The following is a 23,366-nucleotide window of genomic DNA, read 5'->3' as shown; positions in this document are numbered from 1 at the left end:
AGGAACGTCAGATGGCAACCAGCGGAGGCGTTTTCCGTATCCCGAAGCCGGGGGTCGAGTCGACCAGGGGTGCACAGGCGATCAGCGAGGTCGGTCCCCGAGTGCCTCGCCGACGGTGGTTTTCACGTCTTCGTCGTTGACGACTGCGCAGAGAGTGGCAGAGGCAGTTGCCGGCTGGCCTCCAACGAAGACCGGCGACACTCGCTCATCGCCAGTAGCGGACATTCTGCGCTGCATCGGGTTCCGGCCGTCGGCGCCTCTCGCTGGCCGGTTCGGTCAGCGCGGTATGCGGCAGATGAGTGCGTTTGCCCGTTGGGCAACGACGAGGCCTGAGCTGGTCGGCTCGTGCTCGAATTCTGTCCAGTAGGGTCGCGACGGTGGGTAGCGATAGCCGTTACGAGGCATACGAAGTTGACCTTTGGGAACGATTGGCCGCGCTGCTGCCCTCGATCGAGGACGCCGACAGTTTCCGCGACTGCCGGGAGAGTGGCCATCAGGAGGCCGGGCTGTGGATGCTGACGCAGCGGCTACTCGAGCACCAGGTGCCCCTCAGCGACCGAACACGCGCAGAGATCGAAGTACTAGCCGAGCAATGGGGTGAACGGCTGGCCCGCCACGACGAAATCATCTCGTGTGTCAGGGATTCCGGTGACGAGGATTCCATCCGTTTGCTGCCGGATGATCGCTCGACACCGGTCGACCCGGCCCAGGTCGGTATTGCGGACCCTGCCCTGGCGGGTCTGCTTGTCGTCCCATGGCTCGAATGCGTGCGATGCGGTCGGGTGCTGGCGCGAGTCCACGCGCAGGAGCCCTGGGGAGATTTGCGGTATCTGGCCGCCCATTACGTCGTCTGGCATCACACCGGACCGGGCGACGAACTTCAGATCTTCGACGAGTCAGACCTGCACAGTGCCTTCGAGTTGCTACTAGCCTGTAGCTGATCCGGCCAATGCCCTGAACTCGGCAGTAGCGGACGTTCTGCACCGCACCAGGTTCCGACCGCCGGCGCCCGCGCTGGCCGGTTCGGTCAGCGCGGTATGCGGCAATGTAGTGCGTTCGGGCGGCTACCGGATCTGCGTACCTTCGGGCACCCCAGAGCTTGCCCAGTGAGCTGGTGCGTGTCGGACCGCATGATCGCGTGTCGAGAAACCTTGTCGGCCACAGGATTTGGACGGTCGCCCAACGCGCGGGCGAACGGCCGGGAAGGGCTGAGCGGACCGCAAGGAAGTTCAAGATCCGCGACAGGTCACGTGACGGAGGGCCGGGTTCTCGGTTCCCAGGCCGGCCGTCTTCGATATGGTCAGGCCATGCCTGCCGAGTTGACAGCCCGCCAACTGGTCGACTGTTTCGGCCAGATGAATGCTGATGACCGTTTCCAGAGGTTGCGGCTGCTGGCGCCCACCGCAGAAGATTCGCCGGTGCTGGGACCGTTCCTGCTCGCGACCGCGAAGGACGTCGTCGAGGACGACCTGGTCCGGGTCGAGGCGATCCGGGCGATTCCGTTGCTGGACTTCGCCGAGCCGGCCCTCGCCGACCAGTGCCGGGAGTCGCTGTTCCGACTCGTCCAAGAAGACGACGACTGGGACGTTCGCAACGCCGCGGGCTGCGCGGTGTTCGACCTGCCAGGCGCCGAAAGCAGCGTCGAGCCAATGCGTGCGGTGCTGGACGCCGAACCCGAAGAACTCGTTCGTGGCAACGTGTCTGCCGCGCTCAACCTATTCTTGCGCCGGTCTCTACGTTGACGGCCGGAAGTACTTCGAACTGGCCACTTTCTACGACGCATTCGAACCCTGGCAGGACCGCCGGCTGCCCATGCGCTACGCGGAGCGCACGGATGCCGTCGACATGTACCGGGAATGGCAGGCCCGCAACGGCGGTGAGCGCCGAGTGGCCGGTGTCCCGACCGTCTGAGCCGGCGGGCGCCGTGGCTGTCCCGAACGCGCGGGTCGCGGCATTACAGCGCGTGTCGCCGCAGGCCTAGAACTGGCTCCGAACGGCCTGGCTGGCCGGTTACTAGTTGAGGTAGAACAACCCCCATCCTCTGCGGTCAGCCTCCGTGACGATCTCCCCCCAATCCTGGAGCAACATGGCTAGCTGGTCGAAGTCGGCGATCCACGGCCAGCGTGCGATGACCTCCGCTGTCAATGCAGGTCGGAGTTCCTCGAGCCGATCGGCACATCGGCCCCATACCCGAGCCAACTCGGCAACCTCGGACGGTGAACACGCCGTGCGCAAATGACGAACGTCGATCCTCTCCATAGGCAGTCCCGGCGAGATCTTTTGCTCGACTGGGTCGCCGTGTCTGTGCCTGACCAGTCGGGCGATGAACCGGTCGACCTGTGCGGCCAGGTCAGTGGGCAGATCGGAGTGTCCGTTCATCTCGTCCCAGACCTCGGAGAGTGCCCAGTGAAGGTCCCACGAACCGGTGGATGCCAGTCCGCGGAAGGTGCATTCGCCGTACCACGGTGCAGTATCCGACGGCGGCCACAGGAATCGAACCCTGTGGTCGTACGTCTCACCCAGTTCCTCACCTGACGGGATGGCCCAGAACAGCTCCCAGATCCCGTCCATCCCATCACTGTTCAGCGTTTCAGCCAGTCGGTCCCATTGCGCGATGGCTGGGAAGATATCGACGCCCATGAACGTATCGTGCGCTCCAGAGTGGTCCGAAACTAACGAATAACGCGATGACTGGGACGGCGCTGGTTGTGCACTCCGCCTGAACCTTTCCGGAAATCGGCAGTAGCGGACGTTCTGCACCGCACCGGGATCCGGCCGCCGGCGCCCCGCGTTGGCAGGTTCGGTCAGCGCGGTATGCGGCAGAATAGTGCGTTTCTTCCAACAGAACTCAGACTGCCTGAGACTAGCGCTCGGGGATGCCCGGTCGGCCGGGATCTGGTCCGTACTGAGACGCCGGAAAGATCAAGCAGTCGTTTCGCTCTCGGCGACGAGTGTTTGGACGCCGTCGAAGATGCGGTCCAGACCGAACTCGAGGGGATCGATTTCGGCCGTGGTCTCGGCGAGCGTTCTCGCCAGCGCGGGGAAGCGTTCGGCGTGGCGGGTGACGAGTTCGCCGGTGAGCTGCTGCCATTCGTGGGCATGGTCGGCGTCGAAGTCGACGTGTTGCTGTGCGAGATTGCGGACATGCCCGGCGATGAGCAGGAGCACCTGATGTCGCTCGGCTGGGCCGAGGCCGGTGGATTCGATCACCGCCAATGCCGTGTCCATCCAACGGAGTTGGTTCGGGCCGAAGAGCTGGCGGCGCATCGCGGTCGCGGCGAGCAGCCACGGATGCGCTCGATAGATCTCCAGCAGCTGACGGGCCCAGGCGAGAAGTCGGGTGCGCCAGTCCTCGTCGGTTTCGGGAAGCGCGGGTTCGACCGCCAATACGGCCTCGACCATCAATTCGACGAGCGCCGTCTTGCCGGGAATGTGGCGGTAGAGGGCCATCCCGGAGGCGCCGAACGTGGCGGCCACCTTGTTCATCGAGACGGCCTCCAGGCCGTCGACATCGGCGCGCGCGACGGCCGCCGCGGTGATTCCTTGGACGGTCAGGCCTGTTTTGGGTCCACGTAGCGGCTCGTCCCAGAGCAGCGCGGCAATGGTCCGCGGATCACGGGCCTTGCTCTCGACGCTTCGGGTCATGACCGGTTGCCCTCCTGTGGTCGTGGTTGACAGAACAACTCCCTTGTTTATACCTTAAACATAGTTGTTTATGGCATAAACAGATGGGAAATCATCATGCGGATCCCGGGCACGAAGCACGCGCAGCGGCTGCGCATCACCACCCCGGACGGTGTCGACGAAACCGGCTTCGTCCGCATCGGCGGGATCGACCAGTGGATCTCGATCCGCGGCGAGCATCGCGACAACCCGGTGCTGCTCGAACTCCACGGCGGCCCAGGCGCTTCCAACCTCATCTACGCCGCCCGCACCCGCGAGTGGGAGCGCCACTTCACCGTGGTCCGCTGGGATATGCGTGGCGCCGGTAAGACATTCGGCCACACTGGCCCCTCCGGCCAGGGGGAGATGAGCCTGGCTCAACTCGAGCGCGACGGTGTGGAGGTGACCGAGCATGTGCGGGCCCGGCTCGGCGTCGACAAGGTTGTCCTGGTGGGCTGCTCCTTCGGCTCCTTCATCGCCCTGCGTCTAGCCCGTCGCCACCCCGAACTGTTTTCCGCCTATGTCGGCACCGACCAGAACATCAACGGCGGCGGCCGCGACCACACCGCCTACAGACGGTTGCTCGAACGGCTCGAAAACAGCGGCAAGAACAAGGACCTCGCAGCCATTACCGCCATGACCAGCGACCGGTCGGCATGGACGACCGCGGACTGGTCGCAGTTCAACAAGCACACCGTCGGCTCCGATCCGCTGACCTTCGACACCGTCAAGAAGGTCGTGATGGGGTCGCTGCTGACCTCGCCGCTACACTCCCTCGGCGAAGTCCGTACCTACGTCAAGGCCATGAGTTTCTCCGAATGCCTTGCCCCGCAATCGGTCACGATCGACGAATGGGCCGAGGGCACCGACTTCGCGATCCCGTTCTTCCTGTTCCAGGGTGCACTCGACGTCATCACCCCGGCATCGTCGGCCGAGCGGTTCTTCGACGACGTCACCGCCCCGGTGAAGAATTTCGCGCTCATCGAAGACGCCAGCCACTTCGCGGCCTTCCGTCGGCCCGATCGCTTCTTGGATCTCTTGCAGACCCACGTCCGCCCCGTGATCACGGCACACGTCACCCCGGCTGCCCATACATCGTCGAACGACTGAACAAATCCGGCACGACAAGAAGAACGAGGATTGAGAATGTCCATCGAGAACCTGCGCACCACCGTCCGCGGCGGTGTGATCCTGCCGGGCGACCCTGGCTTCGAGCAGGCTGCGCAGCCGTGGAACACGGCTGTCGCGCAGTCAGTTGCCGCTGTCGTCGAGGTCGCCGACGCGCCCGACATCGCGGCGGTGCTCGACTATACCCGCCGCACCGGTCGGGCCGTGGTCACCCAGCCCACCGGCCACGGTGCGACCGGAGACATCGACGGTGCGATCCTCGTGCGCACCACGCACTTCGACCGCATCGACATCGACCCCGAACAGCGGGTGGCGCGCGTCGGCAGCGGCGTGCGGTGGGGACAGGTGCAAGCCGCGGCCGCCGCCCACGGCCTCGCGGGGCTCTCGGGCAGCAACCCGGTCGTGGGTGTCACCGGCTACACGCTCGGCGGCGGTTTCGGCTGGTTCGCCCGCAAATACGGCTGGGCATCGAATGCGGTGCGCACCTTCGAGATCGTCGATGCGGCCGGGCATCCCCAGCGCGTCACCGCCGATACCGATCCGGACCTGTTCTGGGCATTGCGCGGTGGCGGCGGCGATTTCGGGATCGTCACCGGCCTGGAATTCGACCTGGTCGCCCTGCCTCGACTCTACGGCGGGCGGGTCATGTGGTCAGCCGAGCGCACCCGTGCGGTCTTCGACCTGTTCACCGAGCTCACCGCCACCGCACCCGCCGAGCTGTCGATCTGGTTGCAGCGCTACCAGATTCCCGGCGCCGCACCGACTGTCGCCCTCGACTTCGCCTACCTCGGCGATCCCGCCGAGGGCCGACACCTCACCCGCCGACTCGACACGATCGACGGCCACCTCGCTGATACCCGCGGCGAGCTCAGCCCCGCCGAGATCGGCAAGATCACTGCCGAACCCACCGAACCCAGCCCCTCTCTCTCGCGCGGCGAACTGCTCACCGAACTCGGCGACACGGTGGTGAAAACCCTCATCGACGCACCCACCGCACCCCTGCTCAACATCCAGATCCGAGGACTCGGCGGCGCGCTCGCACAGGAACCGGCCCACAGCGGCGCGCGCGGCGCGGTCACCGAACCGTACGCGCTCTACCTGCTCGGGCTCGGGTTGCCGCACCTGCGAGGCGCCGTCGACAACCGATTCCAGGAGATCATCGAAGCGCTCGGCACGAGCATCACCGGCGCCAAGCCCTACACCTTCCTCGCCCCCGGAGAGTCCGCTGCGGCAGCCTTCGATCCGGCAACTCTGGCACGGCTGCGGGAGATCAAACGAAACCGCGATCCGCACAACGTCATTCGCGCCAGCTTCCCAGTCCTCAGCTGACAGCGAAGGTTCTGTGTCCGTACGTTCGACATGTTGCCGGAACCAGGCGACAGTCACGAGCACGGTATCGGCCATGCGGAGCGCTCCGCCCTTCGCTGAAGAGTCTTCACACATCGCTGAACGTGGCATCGAACATCGACAGCTGGAGTCGACTGCGAACACAACCACGCTGTCCAACAATCGTGTCGAAATGCTGCTGGATCCGCTCGGCGGTGGAGGTGCGGTGGGACCTGGACAACAGAGCGGACTCCCCGCATAACCAGTGAAGCGATCGACACAACATCGGCATGAGCGGACGGTCTGCACCGCACCAGGTTCCGGCCGCCCGGCACCGGCGCTGACCGGTTAGCGCGGTACGGAGCCATGAGCGTATGCCGCCGCGCTCAGGCTGCAGCTGCCGCGCGGCGAAATTAGCGGCGCGGCATCTCTTTTCGATCGAGACGTCCGGGACCGCCGTCAGCGCCAGACGGCGGCCGTGTTGTTGAGGACGGTGGCGTCGCCGTAGCCGACCAGTTGGCCGATGGGGAGCATGCCGAGGCGACCGTGGTGGTCGAGTTCGCCGTCGCCACGCCAGCAGCCGATCTCGCCCGTCCGGAACATGCGGTCGCCCGGATCGCCGAATGGGTCGGCGACCAGGCGCTCACCGGTGGGGGCGGGGCGGCGGTGGTAGCCGCGGGCCAATCCCACACCGGCGACATAGATTTCGCCGATCACGCCGGGCGGGAGCGGGTTCAGCTTCTCGTCCAGGATGTAGCAGCGGGTGCCGACCACCGGGCCGCCGATCGAGACCGCCACGTGCGGCGCGACGGGGGTCAGGGGGCGGCTCACGGTGGCGTGCAGGCCGGTCTCGGCCCAGCCGTAGCCGCTCACGAACGACCGTCCGGCCGACCAGATTCCGGTCAGCTTGGCGGGGCAGGCCGCACCCGTGGTGGCCAGCAGCCGCAGGTCCGGGAGCGGTTCCGCGCCGGGCAGGGTGGCGAGGATGTACGGGGTCAGCACGGCGTGGGTGATCCGGGCGTCCCGCATGAGTTCGTACAGGTCCGCACCCGCGTACGGCCCGGCCGGAGCGAGCACCAGGGTGGCCCCGGAGGCCAAGGCCAGCAACAGTTCCCAGATGGCGGTGTCACGACCCGGGGTGGCGGCGGCCAGCACCCGGGCGTCGGGATCGGTGTCGCAGCGCTGCGCCTGGGTCACCACGAGATGGGCGAGCGCGGCGTGGGTCATGGTCGCGCCCCGCACCACACCGCTGGATTCGAGCGGGTAGACGACGTAGGCGGGATTCCGCAGGTGCAACAGGCGGACCCGCTCGGCATCGGTGATCGGGTCCGCGAGCCGAGCCGCCCACACCCCGGCCGGGCCGGGCGCGCTCTCCCCGCTGGTCCGGCGCAGCGGCGCGTCGGCGCCCTCGGCCACCAGTTCCCGGGCCCGCGCGTCGAGCACGTCCAGCGCGTCCTCACCGTCCCCGTCCGAGGAGGTGATCGGGGCGATGCTCAGCCACGGACCGGCGCCCAACGCGGGTAGCGAGTCCCGCCGGTAATCGGCCGTAATCCCCACGACCGCACCGGAATCCGCGAGGATCGGGGCGATCCGGGTGATCGGCGCGTCCGGGTCGACCGCGAGGAAGGCGGCCCCGGCGTGGGCCACCGCGCACACCGCCACCACCCATTCCGGCGACCGCGGCAGCGCCACCGCCACCACGTCCTCGGGGCCGATGCCCGCACCGATCAGCTTGCGCGCCAATCTGTTCGCGTGCGCGTCCAGTTCGCGATAGCTGAGCGTCAGGCCCCCGCACACCACGGCCGGGGCCTCCGGATCGTAGGAGGCGGCCCGGGTCAGCAGGCGGGGCAGGGTCAGCGCGACGGCCGTGCTGGTGTCGTTCCAGCGCCGTAGTCGCCGTTGCCAGTCGTAGGGCGAGTCGATGGACTCGGCGGTGCGACGGGCGAAAGCCGGTGCGGCATCGCAAACATCCGGAGAATCGGCGAGCATTGTCCCTCCCGAAGTCGAGACCTGCGGATTGCGCCGGAGCGCGGCGGTTTCGCGCTCCCGCTGCGGACAGTACAGCACCGAGGCAGCAAGTCCGCTGCTATTCCTTTCGTGCCGCAAATGGACGCACGATCAGGCGTTATATGGACATCCGATCAGGCCGCGGCCGCGCCGGCGCCCGATGCCGTGATCCAGCCCCGGCCCCGACACGCGAACGCGGCGGCCGTCCGGAGACGACCGCCGCGTTCGACGTGTGGGAAGCTAGGTGGAGGCCTTCTCGGTCTCATGCACCGCGTGCTGGCCCGAACCCCAGCCCACATGGGCCTCCGCGCGCATCCGCTCGACCATGTGCGGGTAGTGCAGCTCGAAAGCCGGTCGCTCCGAACGGATTCGGGGCAGCTCGTAGAAGTTGTGCCGGGGCGGCGGGCAGGACGTCGCCCATTCGAGCGAGTTGCCGTAGCCCCACGGGTCGTCCACGGTCACGACCTCGCCGTAGCGGTAGGACTTGAAGACGTTCCAGACGAACGGCACCATCGACGCGCCGAGAATGAACGAGCCGATGGTGGAGACGGTGTTCAGCGTGGTGAAACCGTCGCTCGGCAGGTAGTCGGCGTAGCGGCGCGGCATACCCATATTGCCCAGCCAGTGCTGCACCAGGAACGTCAGGTGGAAGCCGATGAACGTGGTCCAGAAGTGCCACTTGCCCAGACGCTCGTCGAGCATGCGGCCGGTCATCTTCGGGAACCAGAAGTAGATGCCCGCGAAGGTCGCGAAGGCGATGGTGCCGAAGAGGACGTAGTGGAAGTGCGCCACCACGAAATAGGTGTCGGAGACATGGAAGTCCAGCGGCGGGCTCGCCAGAATGACGCCCGACAGGCCGCCGAAGAGGAACGTCACGATGAAGCCGATCGACCACAGCATGGGTGTCTCGAAGGTGAGCTGGCCGCGCCACATGGTGCCGATCCAGTTGAAGAACTTCACACCGGTCGGGACCGCGATGAGGAAGGTCATGAACGAGAAGTACGGCAACAACACGGCACCCGTGGCGTACATGTGGTGCGCCCACACCGCGATCGAGAGCGCCGCGATGGCGATCGTCGCGTACACCAGGGTGGTGTAGCCGAAGATCGGCTTACGACTGAAGACCGGGAAGATCTCCGAGACGATGCCGAAGAACGGCAGCGCGATGATGTACACCTCGGGGTGGCCGAAGTACCAGAACAGGTGCTGCCACAGCATATTGCCGCCAGTGGCCGGGTCGTAGATGTGCCCGCCCAGGTGCCGGTCATAGAACAGGGCCAGCGCCGCCGCGGTCAGGATCGGGAACACCAGCAGTATCAGCAGGGCGGTGATCGTGATGTTCCAGGTGAAGATCGGCATCCGGAACATGGTCATGCCCGGGCAGCGCAGGCAGATCACGGTGGTGAGGAAGTTGACGCCACCCAGGATGGTGCCCAGACCGGAGACGCCGACGCCCAGAATCCACAGGTCCGCGCCGACGCCCGGGGCGTGCACGATGTCCGAGAGCGGGGTGTAGGCGGTCCAGCCGAAGTCGGCCGCGCCTCCTGGGGTGACGAAGCCGGCGGTCGCCATGGACGCGCCGAACAGGTACAGCCAGTAGCTCAGCGCGTTCAGTCGCGGGAAGGCGACATCGGGCGCGCCGATCTGTAGCGGCACAATGATATTCGCGAAGGCGAACACCACGGCGGTGGCGTAGAACAGCAGCATGATGGTGCCGTGCATGGTGAACAGCTGATTGAACTGTTCCGGGGAGAGGAACTGCATGCCGGGCCGCGCCAGCTCACCGCGCATGAGCAGCGCCATCAGACCGCCGATCAGGAAGAACGAGATCGACGTGAACAAGTACATCTGACCGAGCATCTTGGGGTCGGTCGTGGTGACCAATTGATAGATGAACGATCCTTTGGAGCGCTTCCGGGGCGGGTAGGGCCGGACCGCCTCGAGGTCCTGTTCGGGCTTTGGAGATACCGCAGTCACCACATCCTCCTCGGGAGGGTTCCGTCCAGCTCTACCAATCGGGGCACATAGAACGGCGCACAGCGTACCGACAGCTATTAGATCTTCGCCGAAAACACTCCGGTCGGCACGAATAGCGATCGAAATGCAAGATACTGCATGGCAACCGTGATGCTCACAGCGGCCGCCACTCAGGTTTGGCATGTTGTTCACCAGCGATTCACGCCTCGACATCATCAAAAGCTCATATGGCGCGGTCCAATATCAGTGTTATGTCTCGATCGCTGCGCAACCGCGTACTCACCGTCACCGTGGTCGGCAGCCTCGGCCTCCTGCTCGCCGTGGGGTCGGCCACCACCGCCAACGGCGAACCCCGGGCAGTCATCCAGGGGCGCGGCGAGGTGACCGCGCACGTCACCGGCGAGAAGCCGAACAACAAGTGCCAGATCGCGGGACACGACGTGAGCGGGCCGTGGGGGGTCGTCGGGACCGACGGGACGGTGGACCTCACCCTCGGCGCGGCGTATCGCGGCGGCAAACGACTACGGGTGATCTGCGAGGACCCCCAGCGCGGCGACACCAGCCTGCACACTGTGAAGTCGGACCGCGTCGCCTTCGACGGGCTGCTCTCCCCGATCCGCCAGATCATGCACCACCACTTCTTCGGGGCCTGATCAACTCTCGGAACTCTCAGGGGCTTCGCCCCCGAACCCCCTCGAGATTCGCGGGGCTCTGCCCCGCACCCCTAAAGAGGCGGGTGCCCCGCGCGCGCCGCGGCGACCGCCGCTCGAACCGCGGGTGCGGTCTCGGCCGCGAAATGCTGGGTGGGGCGCTCGCCTTCGGGGTCGACGGGGAGCAGGAACTGACTGATGCCCTGGGTCAGGGCCAGGTCGGTGAGCTGGGGCGGGCTCATGGTGGGGTCGATGACGTAGGCGCGGCGGATCAGGGCGGGGATACGGCCGGATGATCGGGCGGCGTCGTCGATGGCGGCCATGCGGGCCGGGAGGGTGACGGGCGGGGCGTACGCGGCGCTGCCGAGCCAGCCGTCGGCGAGTTCACCGGTCAGGCGGAGCGCGCGGGGGCCGTAGACGCCGAGCCAGATGCCGATCGGATGTGCCGGGAGCGGGCCGGGTTTCGCGCCGCGCAGCGGGTAGAAGTCGCCGGGGAGGCGGGAGCGGTCGGCCTCGCCCCAGAGCGCGCGCAGCACACCGATGGCCTCGCGCAGCGCGCTCAGGGCCTGGCCCGGGGTGCGGCGCGCGCCGCCCATGGCCTCGATGGCGTCCCAGAACGCGCCCGCGCCCAGACCCAGTTCGACGCGGCCCCCGCTGAGCAGGTCCAGGCTGGCGGCGCTGCGGGCCAGCACTGCGGGCGGGCGCAGCGGCAGATTGGCGACCGCGGGCATCAGGGTCAGGGTGCGGGTGACGCCGGCCAGATAGGACAGCAGGGTCCAGGTGTCGAGGAAGGCGGGCTGATACGGATGATCCTGGACGGCCAGCACTTCCAGCCCGGAGTCGTCGGCCTGCCGGACCAGGCGCAGCAGGGCACGCCCGCGCGCCGCATCGGGCGGGACGAAGATGCCGAACCTGAGCTCATGCCCGTAATCCGCCATAGCAATTATCAAGCTACCGCGCGGGCCGGGGGTGCGGGCGATATCGGGCCGATTCGGCGCGTCCAGCGGGGGTATTCGTTCCATATCGTGATCGAGCGGAAACCCAACTCCACAGTCGTTGCCGGACAACGCAATACAATCGAATCCGAAAGGGCGGGCGCGATGCGGGTTCACAACACGGTCGATACGGCTCGGCGGCACCTGAGGGAAGTCGACCCCTCGGCTCTGGCCCACGCGCGAAAACGGTTGGCCGAGACCGGAATCGCCAAGCTGAGCTTCCTGCTCCCGCACCGGGTCAAACGCGTGCTCGCGGCCGAGACCCTCGCACTGCTCGACCACCACCGGCAGTGGGGCGACCTGCTCCCCACGGGCGAGGGCCTGGCCCGCCAGCAAGTGGACTTGACCGGCACCGACGTCGCGGCCCACACCGCCTGCATCCCCCAGCTCTACGACTGTGAACCCTTGCGGCACAGCCTGTCCGCGATCACGGCCGAACCCGTGCTGCCCTGCCCCGAACCCGAGCGCTTCCACGTCAGCCGCCGCCAGCACGACGACGCGCTCGGCCGATGGCATTGGGATGCTTACGCTTTCACGCTGGTTCTGGTGGTGGAATGTCCGCCGCTGGCAGAGGGCGGCTTCGTGCAGACGGTGGCGCACGCCTGCCCGACCCCTACGACACCGACGTGCACCGGATCCTGACGCGCAATCCGATCCACTCCTGGGAGCTCGGCCCCGGCGATCTCTACCTGCTCCGCACCGACACCACCCTGCATCGCGTGCACCCGTTCGCGCACGGCCGCCGAACCACCGTCGCCATGTCCTTCGCGGCCCGGACGGAACACGATGCCGTAGGTTTGCTCAAAGACTCAACGAGAGCCGAATCACAGACAGTGATAGCCTGATTTTCTGTTAACGCAGCGGGGGGCAGCGTCGCCGCACCGTATCCGCTCGGGGCAGTTGTGCCCACCCGGCAAAGGCGGCTCCCATGGACCTTCTCAATCCACTCGACGCGATCTTCCTGGCCATCGAATCCCGCGAGCACCCCATGCACGTGGGTGGTCTCCAGCTGTTCGAGCCGCCCGCCGACGCGGGCCCCGACTACACCCACGAACTGTTCGAGGCCATGGCCGCGAGCACCCAGGTCCGCACCCGCTTCCGCCGCAAACCCAGCCGGCTGCTGGGCGGCTTCTCCAGCCTCGCCTGGTCGCACGCCGACACCGTGGATCTCGGCTACCACCTGCGCCGATCCGCGCTGCCCGCGCCCGGCGGCATGAGTGATCTGCTGGATCTCACCGAGCGTCTGCACGGCATCCTGCTGGACCGGCACCGGCCCCTGTGGGAGGGCCGCCTCATCGAGGGCCTGAGCGACGGCCGCTTCGCGCTCTACATGAAGATGCACCACGCCCTCATCGACGGCGTCTCGGCCATGCGGCTGCTGCAGCGCACCCTCACCGACGACCCGCTCGACACCCGGATCGCCGTCCCGTGGGGCACCCCGCCGGTGCCGCGCGACGACAGCGCCGAACCCGACAGCCCGTGGGCCCAGGCGCGGAAGGCGGTGCCCCGGCTGCTGCGCGCGAGCGGGTCGATCGCCGCGCCGTTGCGGGGCGCCCTCGACGGGCGGCTCACCCTGCCCATGACCGCGCCGCGCACCCTGCTCAACACCTCCATCGGCGGGGCCCGGCGCATCGCCGTGCGGTCCTGGCCGCTGGAACGGATCAACGACGTCCGTCAGGCCACCGGCGCCACCGTCAACGACGTGGTACTGGCCATGAGCTCCGCCGCGCTGCGCGCCTACCTGCTCGAGCGGGACGCGCTGCCCGACGAGCCGTTGATCGCCATGGTCCCGGTCAATATCCGCAATGCCGCCGAGGCCGACACCTCCGAGGGCAATATGGTCGCGGCCTGCCTGGCGAACCTCGGCACCCACCTCGCCGACCCGGTGGAGCGGCTCGAACAGATCCGCACCTCCATGCGCGACGCCAAGCAGGTGTTCACGCAGTTGCCGAAGCTGGAGGCGATGCTGCTGTCGGCCGCGCTGATGACGCCGCTGGGCGTCTCCCTGCTACCCGGTTTCGAGGCGTTGCCGCGCATGCCGTTCAACCTGGTGATCTCGAATGTGCCGGGACCGCGCAAGCCGGTCTACCTGCAGGGCGCGCGGCTGGACGCCAACTATCCGCTCTCGATTCCCTTCGAATCGCAGGCCATGAACATCACGCTCACCACCAATGGCGACAACCTCGATTTCGGTCTGGTCGGCTGCCGCCGCACGGTGCCGGACCTCGATCGCATGATCGACCATCTGGAGAACGGACTGGCCGAGCTGGAAACAGCGGTCGCCTGAAGCGGACCCGGGAGTTGGCCCTCGCTACGCTGGAGCGGGTGATGTCGTGGCCCGAACTGCGGAAAGAATGCCTGCTCCTCGAGGACGAGGCGGTGCTGGCGTTGAACAAGCCCGCCGGGATCTCCGTCACCGGTGAACGCCACGACACCGACATCGTGGAAATGGCCGCCGCGCAGGGCGAGACGCTCTACCCGGTGCACCGCATCGACAAGGTCACCTCGGGCCTGGTGCTGCTGGCCAGGGAGCTGCCCGCGCACGGGCAGCTCACCCGCCAGTTCAACAAGCGGACCGTGGAGAAGGCGTACCTGGCCGTCACCGCGTCCACCGGGCTCCCCGACCGCGGCGTCATCGACCTGCCGTTGAGCGTGGGCCGCAAGAACCGGGTGCGCATCGCCGCGCCCCGCGAGAGCATCCGCCGCGACGGCGACACCTGGCGCGTCGACGACCAGGATGTGCTGGCGGGCAAGAATTATCCGTCGGTCACCGAATTCACCACGCTGGCCCGCGGCGCGGACAGCACCGTCCTGGCACTGCGCCCGATCACCGGGCGGCGGCACCAGATTCGCGTCCACCTGGCCTGGATCGGCCACGCCATCGCCGGCGACCCGCTCTTCGACAGGTCCGGCACGTTCCCGCGCACCCACCTGCACTCCTGGCGGCTGTCGCTGGACGCGTCCTGGCGGCCGTCGGGCCGTCTGGAGCTGGAAGCCGAGCCGGGCGCGGACTTCTGGCGCGTCGGCGACACCGCCGTGGTGGACGACCCTCGGCAACTGCTGAGCAGCGCAAGCGAACTCATGGCCCGCACCACATCACCGGGTGACTGATTTGCGTTCGCTATATTGGGTGGCGGGTCTCACCACGACCACATCCGGGCAGGTCAATTAGCCTGAATGGGGTGCTGCGGTGCGGCGGCACAGCCGGGCGCAATGCTGCGACCCATGACAGAAAGCGAACGCCGATGGTTCTGCTCGCTCAGCTCAGTGACACCCACTTCAATATGGGCGCACGCAATGTCGAACGCGCCGAACGGGTGATGGCCTTCCTGGCCGAGCTGCCGCGGCGACCCGACGCCATCATCGTCACCGGCGACATCGCCGACGAGGGCGAGCCGGGGGAATACCAGCAGGCCCGCGCCGCGCTGACCGCCGATCTGCCCGTGCTGATCCTGCCCGGCAATCACGACGACCGCGGCAATATGCGCAACGTCCTGTTCCCCGGCACCGAGGGCACCGACCCGATCAACCAGTCCTACCGCGTCGACGGCGTCACCCTGGCGCTGCTCGACTCCAGCATCCCCGGCAAACCGGAGGGCCTGCTCGAGGACGAGACCTACGACTTCCTCACCGACCTGCTCGCCGCCGCCCCCGCCGACCAGACCGTGCTGATCGCCATGCACCATCCGCCGGTGCCGGTGCGGTCCACCGTGGTCGACCCGATCCGGCTCACCAATCCGGAACGGCTGGCCGAGATCGTGGCCGGCGACGACCGGATCGCCGCGGTGCTCACCGGCCACGTGCACGCCGGGCTGATGACCCAGTTCGCGGGCAAACCGCTGATCGTCGCGCCGAGCGTGTCCACCACCATCGGCTGCGAATGGGAAACGGCCGCACCGGGACACGTGCCGATCGACTTCGCGCCCGACCCGTCGATCATCTTCCACTCCATCGAGGACGGCCGGCTGCTGTCCATGTTCCGGCCCATCGCCATGGGCGGCTGGCTCAGCGAACCGCTGGACTGACCGCGCCGCGCCGGTACGCCGACGGGGTGGTGCCGGTCCAGCGTTTGAAGGCGTGGATGAAGGTCGACGCCTCCGCGTAGCCGAGCCGGATCGCCACATCGCTGACCGACAGCGGTGTGGCGGTGAGCATCTCCTCCGCCAGCGCGCGCCGCACCTCGTCCAGCAGCTGGCGGTAGCTGGTGCCCGCCGCGTCCAGGTGGCGGCGCAGGGTGCGGGTGCTCATGTTCAGATCCCGTGCCACCGAGTCGATTCCGGGCGGCACGGCGAAACCGTCGTGTCCGCCGCGCGGCACCAGCCGCTCCCGCACCTCCGCGGCGATGCCGGTGCGGGCGCGGCGACGCGACACCAGCTCGCGGCACTGCGCCAGGCACATGGCCCAGGTGTGCTCGTTGGCCTGCGGCAGCGGCTGTTCCAGGACCGCCGGATCCATGGTGAACAGGTTGTGCTCGGCCTCGAAAGTTGGTGTCACGCCGTAGATCTCGGTGTACATGTCGAGGCTGCCGGGGGCCGGGAAGTCGAAGTCGGCGCGCAGCAGGTGGATCCGGTTGCCGGTGAGATCCGACATCATCTGGTGCATGGCGGTGACATCGCGCTCCACCAGGAAACGGCGGACATCGGCGGGCACGCCCTCGTCGTGGATCCGGGCCACGAACTCGCCGGGCCGCCAGCGGGCCGCCGGGATACAAAAGGTGAAGCTCAACTCCAGGTAGCGCAGGGCGAAGGCGATGGCCTCCCCCAGGGTGGGGCTGCTGACACAGGCGAAACCGAAGATGCCGAACGTGGTGATGCGATACCGCCGGCCCACCTCCAGCCCGAGGTTCGGGCGCGCGCCCAGCTCACGCACCAGATTCCGGATCACCGCCAGCTCGGTGTGCGCGTCGATCTGCTCGTCCGGGTTGGCCAGCTGCCGCTCGCTCAGCCCGCTGCCCTGCAGCATGCGCGCCGCCGGGACCCCGTGTTCGCGAGCGAAACCGACCATGAGCGCGACACTCGCCACGCCGCGTGGGAAGTCCCAATCCCGGATTCCCGCCTCCTGCACCGTGCCCATAGCCTGATTATGGCCGAAATTCTCGATCACGGTTCGCCAACAGAAACAACCGACAACGCCGCGAGCCGGCGGCTACGAATGCGGCATCAAACACCGACCGCGACCGCATACCGCTGACGGTTCAGGCCCAACGTGGTGACGAAATCCATCACCGAGGTGACGCTCCGTACGCCGAGGTCAGTGAGACTCCTGGCATCCACATCTGTCGGATTCGCCGCGAGTACACCACCGATCGCACGCCAGGCCACCAGTCCCGGCCCGTTCAGCACCATCCAGACCGCATCGTGTGGGGTGATCTGTTCGAGGAGAAAGCCGACATCGTCGGTCGGCTCGCACACCACGGCAACGACGTCACCGCTTGCGGTGGTGTGGGAGAACAGCTTCCGAACCTCAGCCGTGTGCTCGAGTCCGAATCCTGGCACCAACACATCGAATGCCTCGGCGCGATCTGCGTAATGCTCGTCGAGTGCCGTGCGGAGGTAGACGCCCGGAACGATGGGGCGCTCGGTATGCTCGCGGATCTCCGGGAGTGCATCCGGTTCGACTTCCAGCATGAATGCGAGGGCTTCGCGGTAATCACGCTTGGCGTCCGAGAGAGTCTCCGCACCCCCCAGAACGCTCTCCGGCATCGAGTAGTACTGCCACTTCGGCCCGCCACCCGGGCAGAAGCGGAACACGACTGTCTGTGGACTCACATTCCCACCTCATTCCGAGCCTCAGAATCGGACAGACCGACGTCAACCACCAGAATACGTCTCACGATGTTGCCGTTGATCTCTACTCCATCATGAAACGCGAAGGTGAATCGTCCATTCTTCCCCTGGTACACCCGATGCGACCCACGTTGACGGAGTGCCTGCCCGCAGTGTCGCTCGATGATCGCGGCCACCACTCTGGCCTTCTTCGCGGGCCACTGATCCCCCAACTTGACGCCCCCTTGCCACCACCCCTGATGACCGCGACCTGCCGCCAGCCATCGTATCCACCGATGCCGTCCGAGTCCCGGGGTTTGCCGAATCCGACGGAACTCCGCCCAAGCCCCAACGATCGACGGCAGCGCAGGGCGACCCGCCGCCGTCCCAGCATGTTGGCGAAAAATCTCGCCCCGGTCGGCCACCGAAGCCAGGCGTCGCTCCTACCCTGAGAAGAGAGTCTTCGATGTGAGGAGCACCACAATGCCGAAGGTCATCATCATCGGCGCGGGGTTCGGCGGGCTCGGCATGGCGATCGAGCTGCAACGCAATGGCTTCCGGGAATTCACCATTCTGGAGCGGGCCGCGGACCTGGGCGGCGTGTGGCGGGAGAACACCTACCCCGGGGCGGCCTGCGATGTGCCGTCACCGCTCTACTCCTTCGCGCACGAACCTAAACCGAGGTGGCGGCAGCGGTATTCGACGCGCGAGGACATCTGGGAGTACATGCGCGGGATCGCCGATCGGCACGGGCTGCGCGAGCACATCGTGTTCGGGGCCGACGTCACCGAGGCGGAATTCGACGAGATGGCCGGGCAGTGGACGGTGCGCACCGCCGACGGGGTGGCCCGGACCGCCGACGTGCTGATCTCGGCGGTCGGGCAGCTGTCGCGACCGGCCATGCCGCCGATACCCGGGGTCGAACGGTTCGCCGGGGAGTCCTTCCACTCGGCGCAGTGGGATCACGACGTGAAGTTGGCCGGCAAGCGGGTGGCCTGCATCGGGACCGGGGCCAGTGCCATCCAGTACGTTCCCCAGATCCAGCCGCAGGCCGCGCACCTGACGGTGTTCCAGCGCACCGCGGCCTGGGTGCTGCCCAAGTTCGACACCGACTACAAGCCGGTGCATCAGCGGGTGCTGATCGCGGTGCCGGGAATGCCGGTGGCCGAACGGCTTTCGTGGTGGCTGCTGGCCGAATTCCTGTCGCTGGGCCTGGTCGAGTTCCCCGGAATCGCGCGGTTCGTGTCCCGGATCGCGGAGAAGCACCTCGAGGAGCAGGTCACCGATCCGGGGCTGCGCGCCAAACTCACCCCCGACTTCCCGATCGGCTGCAAACGCGCGCTGTTCTCCAACGACTACTACCCGGCTCTGTGCGAACCCAATGTCACCGTGGAGACCACCGCCATCAGTGAGATCGTCCCCGAAGGCATCCGCACCGCCGACGGCGCACTGCACGAGGCCGACGTCATCATCTACGGCACCGGCTTCAAGGGCACGGAATTCCTGTGGCCCATGAAGATTCGCGGCCGCGGCGGCCGCAACCTGGAGGACGCCTGGGACGGCGGCGCACACGCCTACCTCGGCATCACCGTCCCCGAATTCCCCAACCTGTTCCTGGTCTACGGCCCCAACACCAACCTCGGCGTCGGCTCCATCATCTACATGATCGAATCCCAGACCCACTACATCCGCCGCGCCCTGCAACTCCTCGGCGAACGCCCCCGCACCTACCTCGAAGTCCGCCCCGACCCCGAACGCGCCTACAACGACGCCCTCCAGCACCGCCTGGCGCGCACCCCTTGGAACTTCTGCACCAGCTGGTACCGCACCGCCTCCGGCCGGATCACCAACAACTGGCCCGGCACCACCCGCAGCTACCGCCGCCGCACCCGCGACCTCCACCTACCCGACTACACCTTCACCCAGATCGGTTCCTAGCCCGGCAACCCACCGGCCATCACCAGCGCGACCCCCGCCGCCGAACAATTCGACATCTATGTAGACCCCATGTCCTGTCTCCAGGTCCGCCGACGCCCCCTCCTGGTTGTGGGGCTTGTGCCCGGACTCTGTGGAGATGTTGAGAGGTCTGCGGGGGTCGGGGCCCGGACACGGCAGACTGGTAGACGTGACCGATTCGTACCGGATTCGCGGCGGCCTGGCCGAGCCCGTCGGCGTGGCGCAGGCCGGAAGAACCGCGGGGCCGACGCTGCCGCACGGGGCGTTGCGGCCCATCGAGCTGGCGGCCGGAGCCGTGCTGGGCGGGGCCACGGTGGGGCTTGTGACCCTCGGGTCGCTGGTGCCGTTCGCGGCGGTGCTGCAGTTGGTGGCCGCCGTGCCCATGGGGCTGCTCGCGCACCGGCATCGATTCCGGGCGCAGCTGGCGACCACCATCGCGGGCACGCTGGTGACGTTCGTGGCGGCGGGTCTGCTGCCCGCGGAGAACCTGGTCGGCGTCGCCGTCATCGGCGGCATCATCGGGACGGTGAAGCGGCGGCGCGGGGGGCTGCCCGCGGTGGTGGCGTTGTCGGCCATGGCCGGGTCCGTGATGGCGGCACTCACGGTTGGCATGCTGCTGGCCTTCTCGCGGTCGCGGGACCTGGTGTTCGACAATATTCGGAACGCCACCGATGGGCTGGAAAGCCTTGCGGCGAAGCAGGATTCACTGAAGCCGATCGGCGAGGCCATCGCCGGTTATACCGGCACCATTCTGCACTGGTGGTGGGCTTTCGTGGGCGGCGGCATCATCGCGGCGATGCTGGTCAGCGGCGTGTTCTCCTGGTTCGTACTCGGGCGGGTGCTGGATCGCCTGGCCTGGCTGCCAGGCCGGGACAGCCTGCTCGACGCACCGGACGATCCGCGACCGGTCGCCCCGCTGCCGGTGACCTTGCGCGGCGTCACCTTCCGCTATCGGGGAGCGCCCACGGACGCCCTACACGGGATCGATCTGACCGTTGACGTCGGCGAATTCGTCGCGGTGGTCGGGCACAACGGGTCCGGAAAGTCCACGCTCACCAGGATTCTCGCGGGCCGTCCGCCGACCTCCGGAACGGTGACCCGCCCGGGCGCGGCGGGCCTCGGCGTGCGCGGCGGCACCGCGATGGTGTTGCAGCGACCCGAGAGTCAGACCCTGGGTGTGCTCGTCGCGGACGACGTGGTGTGGGGTCTGCCCACCGCGGACGCGGCGGCCGTGGACATCGACGGACTGCTCGCCGAGGTCGGATTGACCGGCATGGGCGGGCGCGAGACCGCGACCCTGTCCGGCGGCCAGCAGCAGCGACTCGCCGTCGCCGCCGCCCTGGCCCGGCAGCCCACCCTGCTCATCGCCGACGAGGCGACCTCCATGATCGACCCCGAAGGCCGCCGCGACCTGGTCGCACTGCTGGCCCGGCTGCCGCGCCGCCACCCCATGGCCGTCGTGCTGGTGACCCACCACGAAGCGGACGCGGCCGCGGCCGACCGCGTGATCCATCTCGAACAGGGCCGCTCGGTCGCGCACCTGCCCGCCTGGCCGCGTCCGGCCGGCGACCCGCGGCGTCGGCCGATGGGTGAGCCTGTTCTCGAATTGACCGGAGTCGGCCACACGTACAACCGCGGCACCCCGTGGGAAGCGCCCGCCGTGCACGATGTCGACCTCAGCGTCCGGCGGGGCGAGGCCCTGCTCATCGTGGGCGGCAACGGGTCCGGCAAATCGACACTCGCGTGGATCATGGCCGGGCTGACCGTGCCCACCTCGGGCACCTGCACCCTGCGCGAACCCATGGGCACGACCCGCCCGGTACACAAGCGAATCGGGGCCGTGCAGTTGGCTTTCCAGCATTCCCGCCTGCAGATGCAGCGTCAGGACGTGGGCGAGGAGATCGAGGACTGGGGTGGCCGCGGCAGTTACGCGGTGGCCCGCGCACTGGACGAGGTCGGCCTGGACCGGAGCCTGGCCACCCGATCGATCGAGGAACTCAGCGGCGGCCAGGCGAAACGCGTGGTGCTGGCGGCCATCGTGGCCAGCCACCCGCACGTCGTGGTGCTCGACGAGCCGCTCGCCGGACTGGACCCCGAAGGCCGTGCGGGAGTGGTGGACCTGCTTGCCCGCCTGCGTGATTCGGGTCTGACCCTGATCGTCATCTCGCACGACGTGGCGGATATGGCCGCCGTCTGCGACCGCACCGTCCACCTGCGCGACGGCCGACTCGTCGAGAACACCACCGCCGCAGCGCAGTACGCGCACGACTTCACCGGAGGTCTCCGATGAGCAGCGTCGTCCTTCGTGAGGTCCCCGTCGACAGCCCCGTGCATCGACTGTGGGCCGGCACCAAGATGATCGCCGTCTTCGCGATCAGCCTGCTGCTCATGTTCATCCCGTCGTGGGCGCTGCTCGGGGTGGCAGCCGCCTTCCTGATCGCGGTCTTCCTGCTGGCCCGCCTGCCGCTGGGCACGCTGCCGCGTTTCCCGTGGCTGCTCTGGCTGGGCATCGCGATCGGCGCGGCCATCAACGCGCCGGTCGGGTCGTCCGCGCTGCTGCGGTACGCGCAGGTGGTCGTGTTCGGATTCCTGCTGCTGGGGGCGTCGTTCCTGGTCGCCTGGACGACTCCGATGGGTGAGATCGCGCCCGCGCTGGCGCGGCTCGGCGCGCCGCTGAAGCGGATCGGCTGGACCCGCAACGGTGTTCGCCACTCGGTGCCCGTCGACGAGTGGGCGGTGGTGGTGGCGTTGACGCTGCGCGGCCTGCCGCTGCTGCTCGAGGAGATGCGCCTGCTGCGGGCGGCGCGGCGGCTGCGGCCGAAGGATTCGCTGCTGCACCGCGCCGCCGAGAATCCGCTCGTCGACATTCTGACCGCGAGCATGGCCGTCTCCAGCCGCCGCGCGGGCGAGCTCGGCGAGGCCATCACGACCCGCGGCGGCACCGGCGAGTTGACCGCCCGGCCCAGCTCGCCGGGACGCGCCGATGCGGTGGCGCTTCTGGTGGTGGGATTGGTGTGCGCGCTCGGAATCGTCGTGGAACTGGTCATATAGGACGACGCGGCCCGAAAATTCTCCAGGTTGTCGGCGTCGCGCGTTACCGTGAGGCGCGTAGAGCGCGTTGCTGAACAGCAACCGGGCTCAGGGCGGACACACCAGGGGGAATTCTTCAACCTGAGCCGTGTGTTGCCACAAAAACCTGATGAAGATTGGAAGACCCATGATGCTGCGCAAGATCACCGCTGTCGCCGCGCCGGTAGTCACGGCCGTCGCCATCACCGGAGCCGGTGTGGCCCACGCCGACGCCACGGTGCCCGATATCGGTTACCAGACCCAGCTGGTCGGCAACACCGTCGTCACCACCCTCACCGACGGCACCTTCGAGCTGTCCGGCGGCGCCGTCGATATCAAGGACGCCTCCGGTGCGACCGTGCTCGAGCTGCCTCTGTCCTTCACCCAGGACGGTCTGAGCTACCCGGTGCCCGCCACCGTCAGCGACGACGGCACCGTCCTGAACATGACCGCGGTCAAGGATGTCGCCGCGGCCACCCCGGTGCTGCGCCCGGTGGCGTCGCTGACCGAAAACCAGCTGGCCATGCAGACCTTCGCCAGCCAGTTCGGCATCGCGACCGCGATCGGCAGCTTCGTCGGCCTGGCCCTCGGCGCACTCGTCGGTCTCATCGGGTTCGCCGGTGGTCCCGCCGGCCTCGCGACGGTGCCGGTCGCGGCCACCGTCGGCGCGATCATCGGCACCCTGGTGGTCGGCGGCCCGGCCTTGGTCATCGCGGGTGTCGACCTGATCAGCACGCTGACCGCGGCGCCCGGCACCACCAAGTGGGCGAACCCCGGCGCGTAAGGCTCCGGCCGCCGGGTGCGCCGCGCCTCAGCGCACGGTGCACCCG

At 67.9% G+C, this 23,366-nt stretch carries 21 protein-coding genes and 1 pseudogene; 14 read left to right on the top strand and 8 right to left on the bottom strand.

Going from position 1 to position 23,366, the window contains the following annotated elements; all coding sequences use genetic code 11:
• Positions 1–377 precede the first annotated feature (377 nt).
• From ACFV4K_RS24120 to ACFV4K_RS24110, 3 genes and pseudogenes are all read left to right on the top strand, one after another.
• Entirely contained in the window at positions 378–941 is a 564-nt protein-coding gene (locus ACFV4K_RS24120) for a hypothetical protein (protein WP_379277886.1), read from the top strand.
• A 366-nt stretch (positions 942–1,307) separates the two neighbouring features.
• Positions 1,308–1,742 (top strand): HEAT repeat domain-containing protein, encoded by a 435-nt coding sequence (locus ACFV4K_RS24115; protein WP_379277885.1) that lies wholly within the window; start codon positions 1,308–1,310, stop codon positions 1,740–1,742.
• Positions 1,735–1,911, top strand: a pseudogene (locus ACFV4K_RS24110) (nucleoside deaminase); the annotation flags it as partial. The gene ACFV4K_RS24115 and the pseudogene ACFV4K_RS24110, both read left to right, overlap by 8 nt.
• A gap of 102 nt (positions 1,912–2,013) precedes the next feature.
• Here the strand turns inward: ACFV4K_RS24110 and ACFV4K_RS24105 are convergent.
• The 3 genes from ACFV4K_RS24105 to ACFV4K_RS24095 form a co-directional block, all read right to left on the bottom strand.
• On the bottom strand, positions 2,014–2,640 hold the full coding sequence (locus ACFV4K_RS24105; protein ID WP_379277884.1) for a hypothetical protein: 627 nt from the start codon (positions 2,638–2,640) through the stop codon (positions 2,014–2,016).
• A 282-nt stretch (positions 2,641–2,922) separates the two neighbouring features.
• Positions 2,923–3,645 carry a TetR/AcrR family transcriptional regulator C-terminal domain-containing protein gene (locus tag ACFV4K_RS24100; RefSeq protein WP_379277882.1) on the bottom strand — a complete coding sequence of 241 codons (723 nt, stop codon included), beginning with the start codon at positions 3,643–3,645 and terminating at the stop codon, positions 2,923–2,925.
• Positions 3,646–3,699: 54 nt separating this feature from the next.
• Positions 3,700–3,894 carry a hypothetical protein gene (locus ACFV4K_RS24095; protein WP_379277881.1) on the bottom strand — a complete coding sequence of 65 codons (195 nt, stop codon included), beginning with the start codon at positions 3,892–3,894 and terminating at the stop codon, positions 3,700–3,702.
• On the opposite strand from ACFV4K_RS24095, the gene ACFV4K_RS24090 reads away from it, so the two are divergent.
• Complete coding sequence (locus ACFV4K_RS24090) at positions 3,877–4,773, top strand: alpha/beta fold hydrolase (RefSeq protein ID WP_379277879.1); 897 nt, start codon at positions 3,877–3,879, stop codon at positions 4,771–4,773. The genes ACFV4K_RS24095 and ACFV4K_RS24090 overlap by 18 nt on opposite strands.
• Positions 4,774–4,809: 36 nt before the next feature.
• A complete protein-coding gene (locus ACFV4K_RS24085; RefSeq protein WP_379277877.1) occupies positions 4,810–6,120 on the top strand; it encodes an FAD-binding oxidoreductase in 1,311 nt (436 codons plus the stop codon).
• Positions 6,121–6,576: 456 nt separating this feature from the next.
• Here ACFV4K_RS24085 and ACFV4K_RS24080 read toward each other — a convergent pair whose 3' ends face one another.
• Entirely contained in the window at positions 6,577–8,106 is a 1,530-nt protein-coding gene (locus tag ACFV4K_RS24080; protein ID WP_379277876.1) for an AMP-binding protein, read from the bottom strand.
• Positions 8,107–8,364: 258 nt separating this feature from the next.
• Entirely contained in the window at positions 8,365–10,101 is a 1,737-nt protein-coding gene (ctaD, locus tag ACFV4K_RS24075; RefSeq protein WP_379277874.1) for a cytochrome c oxidase subunit I, read from the bottom strand.
• 251 nt (positions 10,102–10,352) lie between these two features.
• Between ctaD and ACFV4K_RS24070 the strand changes: the two genes are divergently transcribed.
• Positions 10,353–10,754 carry a hypothetical protein gene (locus ACFV4K_RS24070; protein ID WP_379277872.1) on the top strand — a complete coding sequence of 134 codons (402 nt, stop codon included), beginning with the start codon at positions 10,353–10,355 and terminating at the stop codon, positions 10,752–10,754.
• A gap of 71 nt (positions 10,755–10,825) precedes the next feature.
• Here ACFV4K_RS24070 and ACFV4K_RS24065 read toward each other — a convergent pair whose 3' ends face one another.
• Positions 10,826–11,773: an LLM class flavin-dependent oxidoreductase gene (locus ACFV4K_RS24065; RefSeq protein ID WP_379277871.1), complete on the bottom strand. Its 948-nt coding sequence runs from the start codon at positions 11,771–11,773 to the stop codon at positions 10,826–10,828.
• A 78-nt stretch (positions 11,774–11,851) separates the two neighbouring features.
• Between ACFV4K_RS24065 and ACFV4K_RS24060 the strand changes: the two genes are divergently transcribed.
• The 4 genes from ACFV4K_RS24060 (at position 11,852) to ACFV4K_RS24045 (ending at position 15,771) form a co-directional block, all read left to right on the top strand.
• The gene (locus ACFV4K_RS24060; RefSeq protein WP_379277869.1) at positions 11,852–12,388 is read left to right on the top strand and encodes a hypothetical protein; all 537 of its coding nucleotides are present in this window, start codon (positions 11,852–11,854) and stop codon (positions 12,386–12,388) included.
• 286 nt (positions 12,389–12,674) lie between these two features.
• Positions 12,675–14,033 carry a wax ester/triacylglycerol synthase family O-acyltransferase gene (locus tag ACFV4K_RS24055; protein ID WP_379277867.1) on the top strand — a complete coding sequence of 453 codons (1,359 nt, stop codon included), beginning with the start codon at positions 12,675–12,677 and terminating at the stop codon, positions 14,031–14,033.
• Between the two features lie 41 nt (positions 14,034–14,074).
• On the top strand, positions 14,075–14,857 hold the full coding sequence (locus tag ACFV4K_RS24050) for an RluA family pseudouridine synthase (RefSeq protein WP_379277889.1): 783 nt from the start codon (positions 14,075–14,077) through the stop codon (positions 14,855–14,857).
• A gap of 134 nt (positions 14,858–14,991) precedes the next feature.
• Positions 14,992–15,771 (top strand): metallophosphoesterase, encoded by a 780-nt coding sequence (locus tag ACFV4K_RS24045; RefSeq protein ID WP_379277865.1) that lies wholly within the window; start codon positions 14,992–14,994, stop codon positions 15,769–15,771.
• On the opposite strand, the gene ACFV4K_RS24040 is transcribed toward ACFV4K_RS24045, so the two are convergent.
• Together ACFV4K_RS24040 and ACFV4K_RS24035 are read right to left on the bottom strand one after the other, a co-directional pair.
• Entirely contained in the window at positions 15,752–16,819 is a 1,068-nt protein-coding gene (locus ACFV4K_RS24040) for an AraC family transcriptional regulator (protein ID WP_379277864.1), read from the bottom strand. The two genes, ACFV4K_RS24045 and ACFV4K_RS24040, sit on opposite strands and share 20 nt — an antisense overlap.
• Positions 16,820–16,905: 86 nt before the next feature.
• The gene (locus ACFV4K_RS24035; protein ID WP_379277863.1) at positions 16,906–17,514 is read right to left on the bottom strand and encodes a hypothetical protein; all 609 of its coding nucleotides are present in this window, start codon (positions 17,512–17,514) and stop codon (positions 16,906–16,908) included.
• A 480-nt stretch (positions 17,515–17,994) separates the two neighbouring features.
• Here ACFV4K_RS24035 and ACFV4K_RS24030 point away from each other — a divergent pair, with 480 nt between their 5' ends.
• From ACFV4K_RS24030 to ACFV4K_RS24015, 4 genes are all read left to right on the top strand, one after another.
• Positions 17,995–19,449 (top strand): flavin-containing monooxygenase, encoded by a 1,455-nt coding sequence (locus ACFV4K_RS24030; RefSeq protein WP_379277862.1) that lies wholly within the window; start codon positions 17,995–17,997, stop codon positions 19,447–19,449.
• A 235-nt stretch (positions 19,450–19,684) separates the two neighbouring features.
• The gene (locus ACFV4K_RS24025) at positions 19,685–21,757 is read left to right on the top strand and encodes an ABC transporter ATP-binding protein (protein WP_379277887.1); all 2,073 of its coding nucleotides are present in this window, start codon (positions 19,685–19,687) and stop codon (positions 21,755–21,757) included.
• Positions 21,754–22,518: an energy-coupling factor transporter transmembrane component T family protein gene (locus ACFV4K_RS24020; protein ID WP_379277861.1), complete on the top strand. Its 765-nt coding sequence runs from the start codon at positions 21,754–21,756 to the stop codon at positions 22,516–22,518. The genes ACFV4K_RS24025 and ACFV4K_RS24020 overlap by 4 nt, the downstream gene beginning before the upstream one ends.
• 148 nt (positions 22,519–22,666) lie before the next feature.
• On the top strand, positions 22,667–23,320 hold the full coding sequence (locus ACFV4K_RS24015) for an ammonium transporter (RefSeq protein ID WP_379277860.1): 654 nt from the start codon (positions 22,667–22,669) through the stop codon (positions 23,318–23,320).
• Positions 23,321–23,366: the final 46 nt, after the last annotated feature.

Origin of the sequence: Nocardia sp. NPDC059764, assembly GCF_042732555.1 — a bacterium.
GTDB lineage: Bacteria > Actinomycetota > Actinomycetes > Mycobacteriales > Mycobacteriaceae > Nocardia.
Note: the sequence above shows the minus strand (reverse complement) of the source record. Positions and strands in the feature narration are given on the sequence as shown.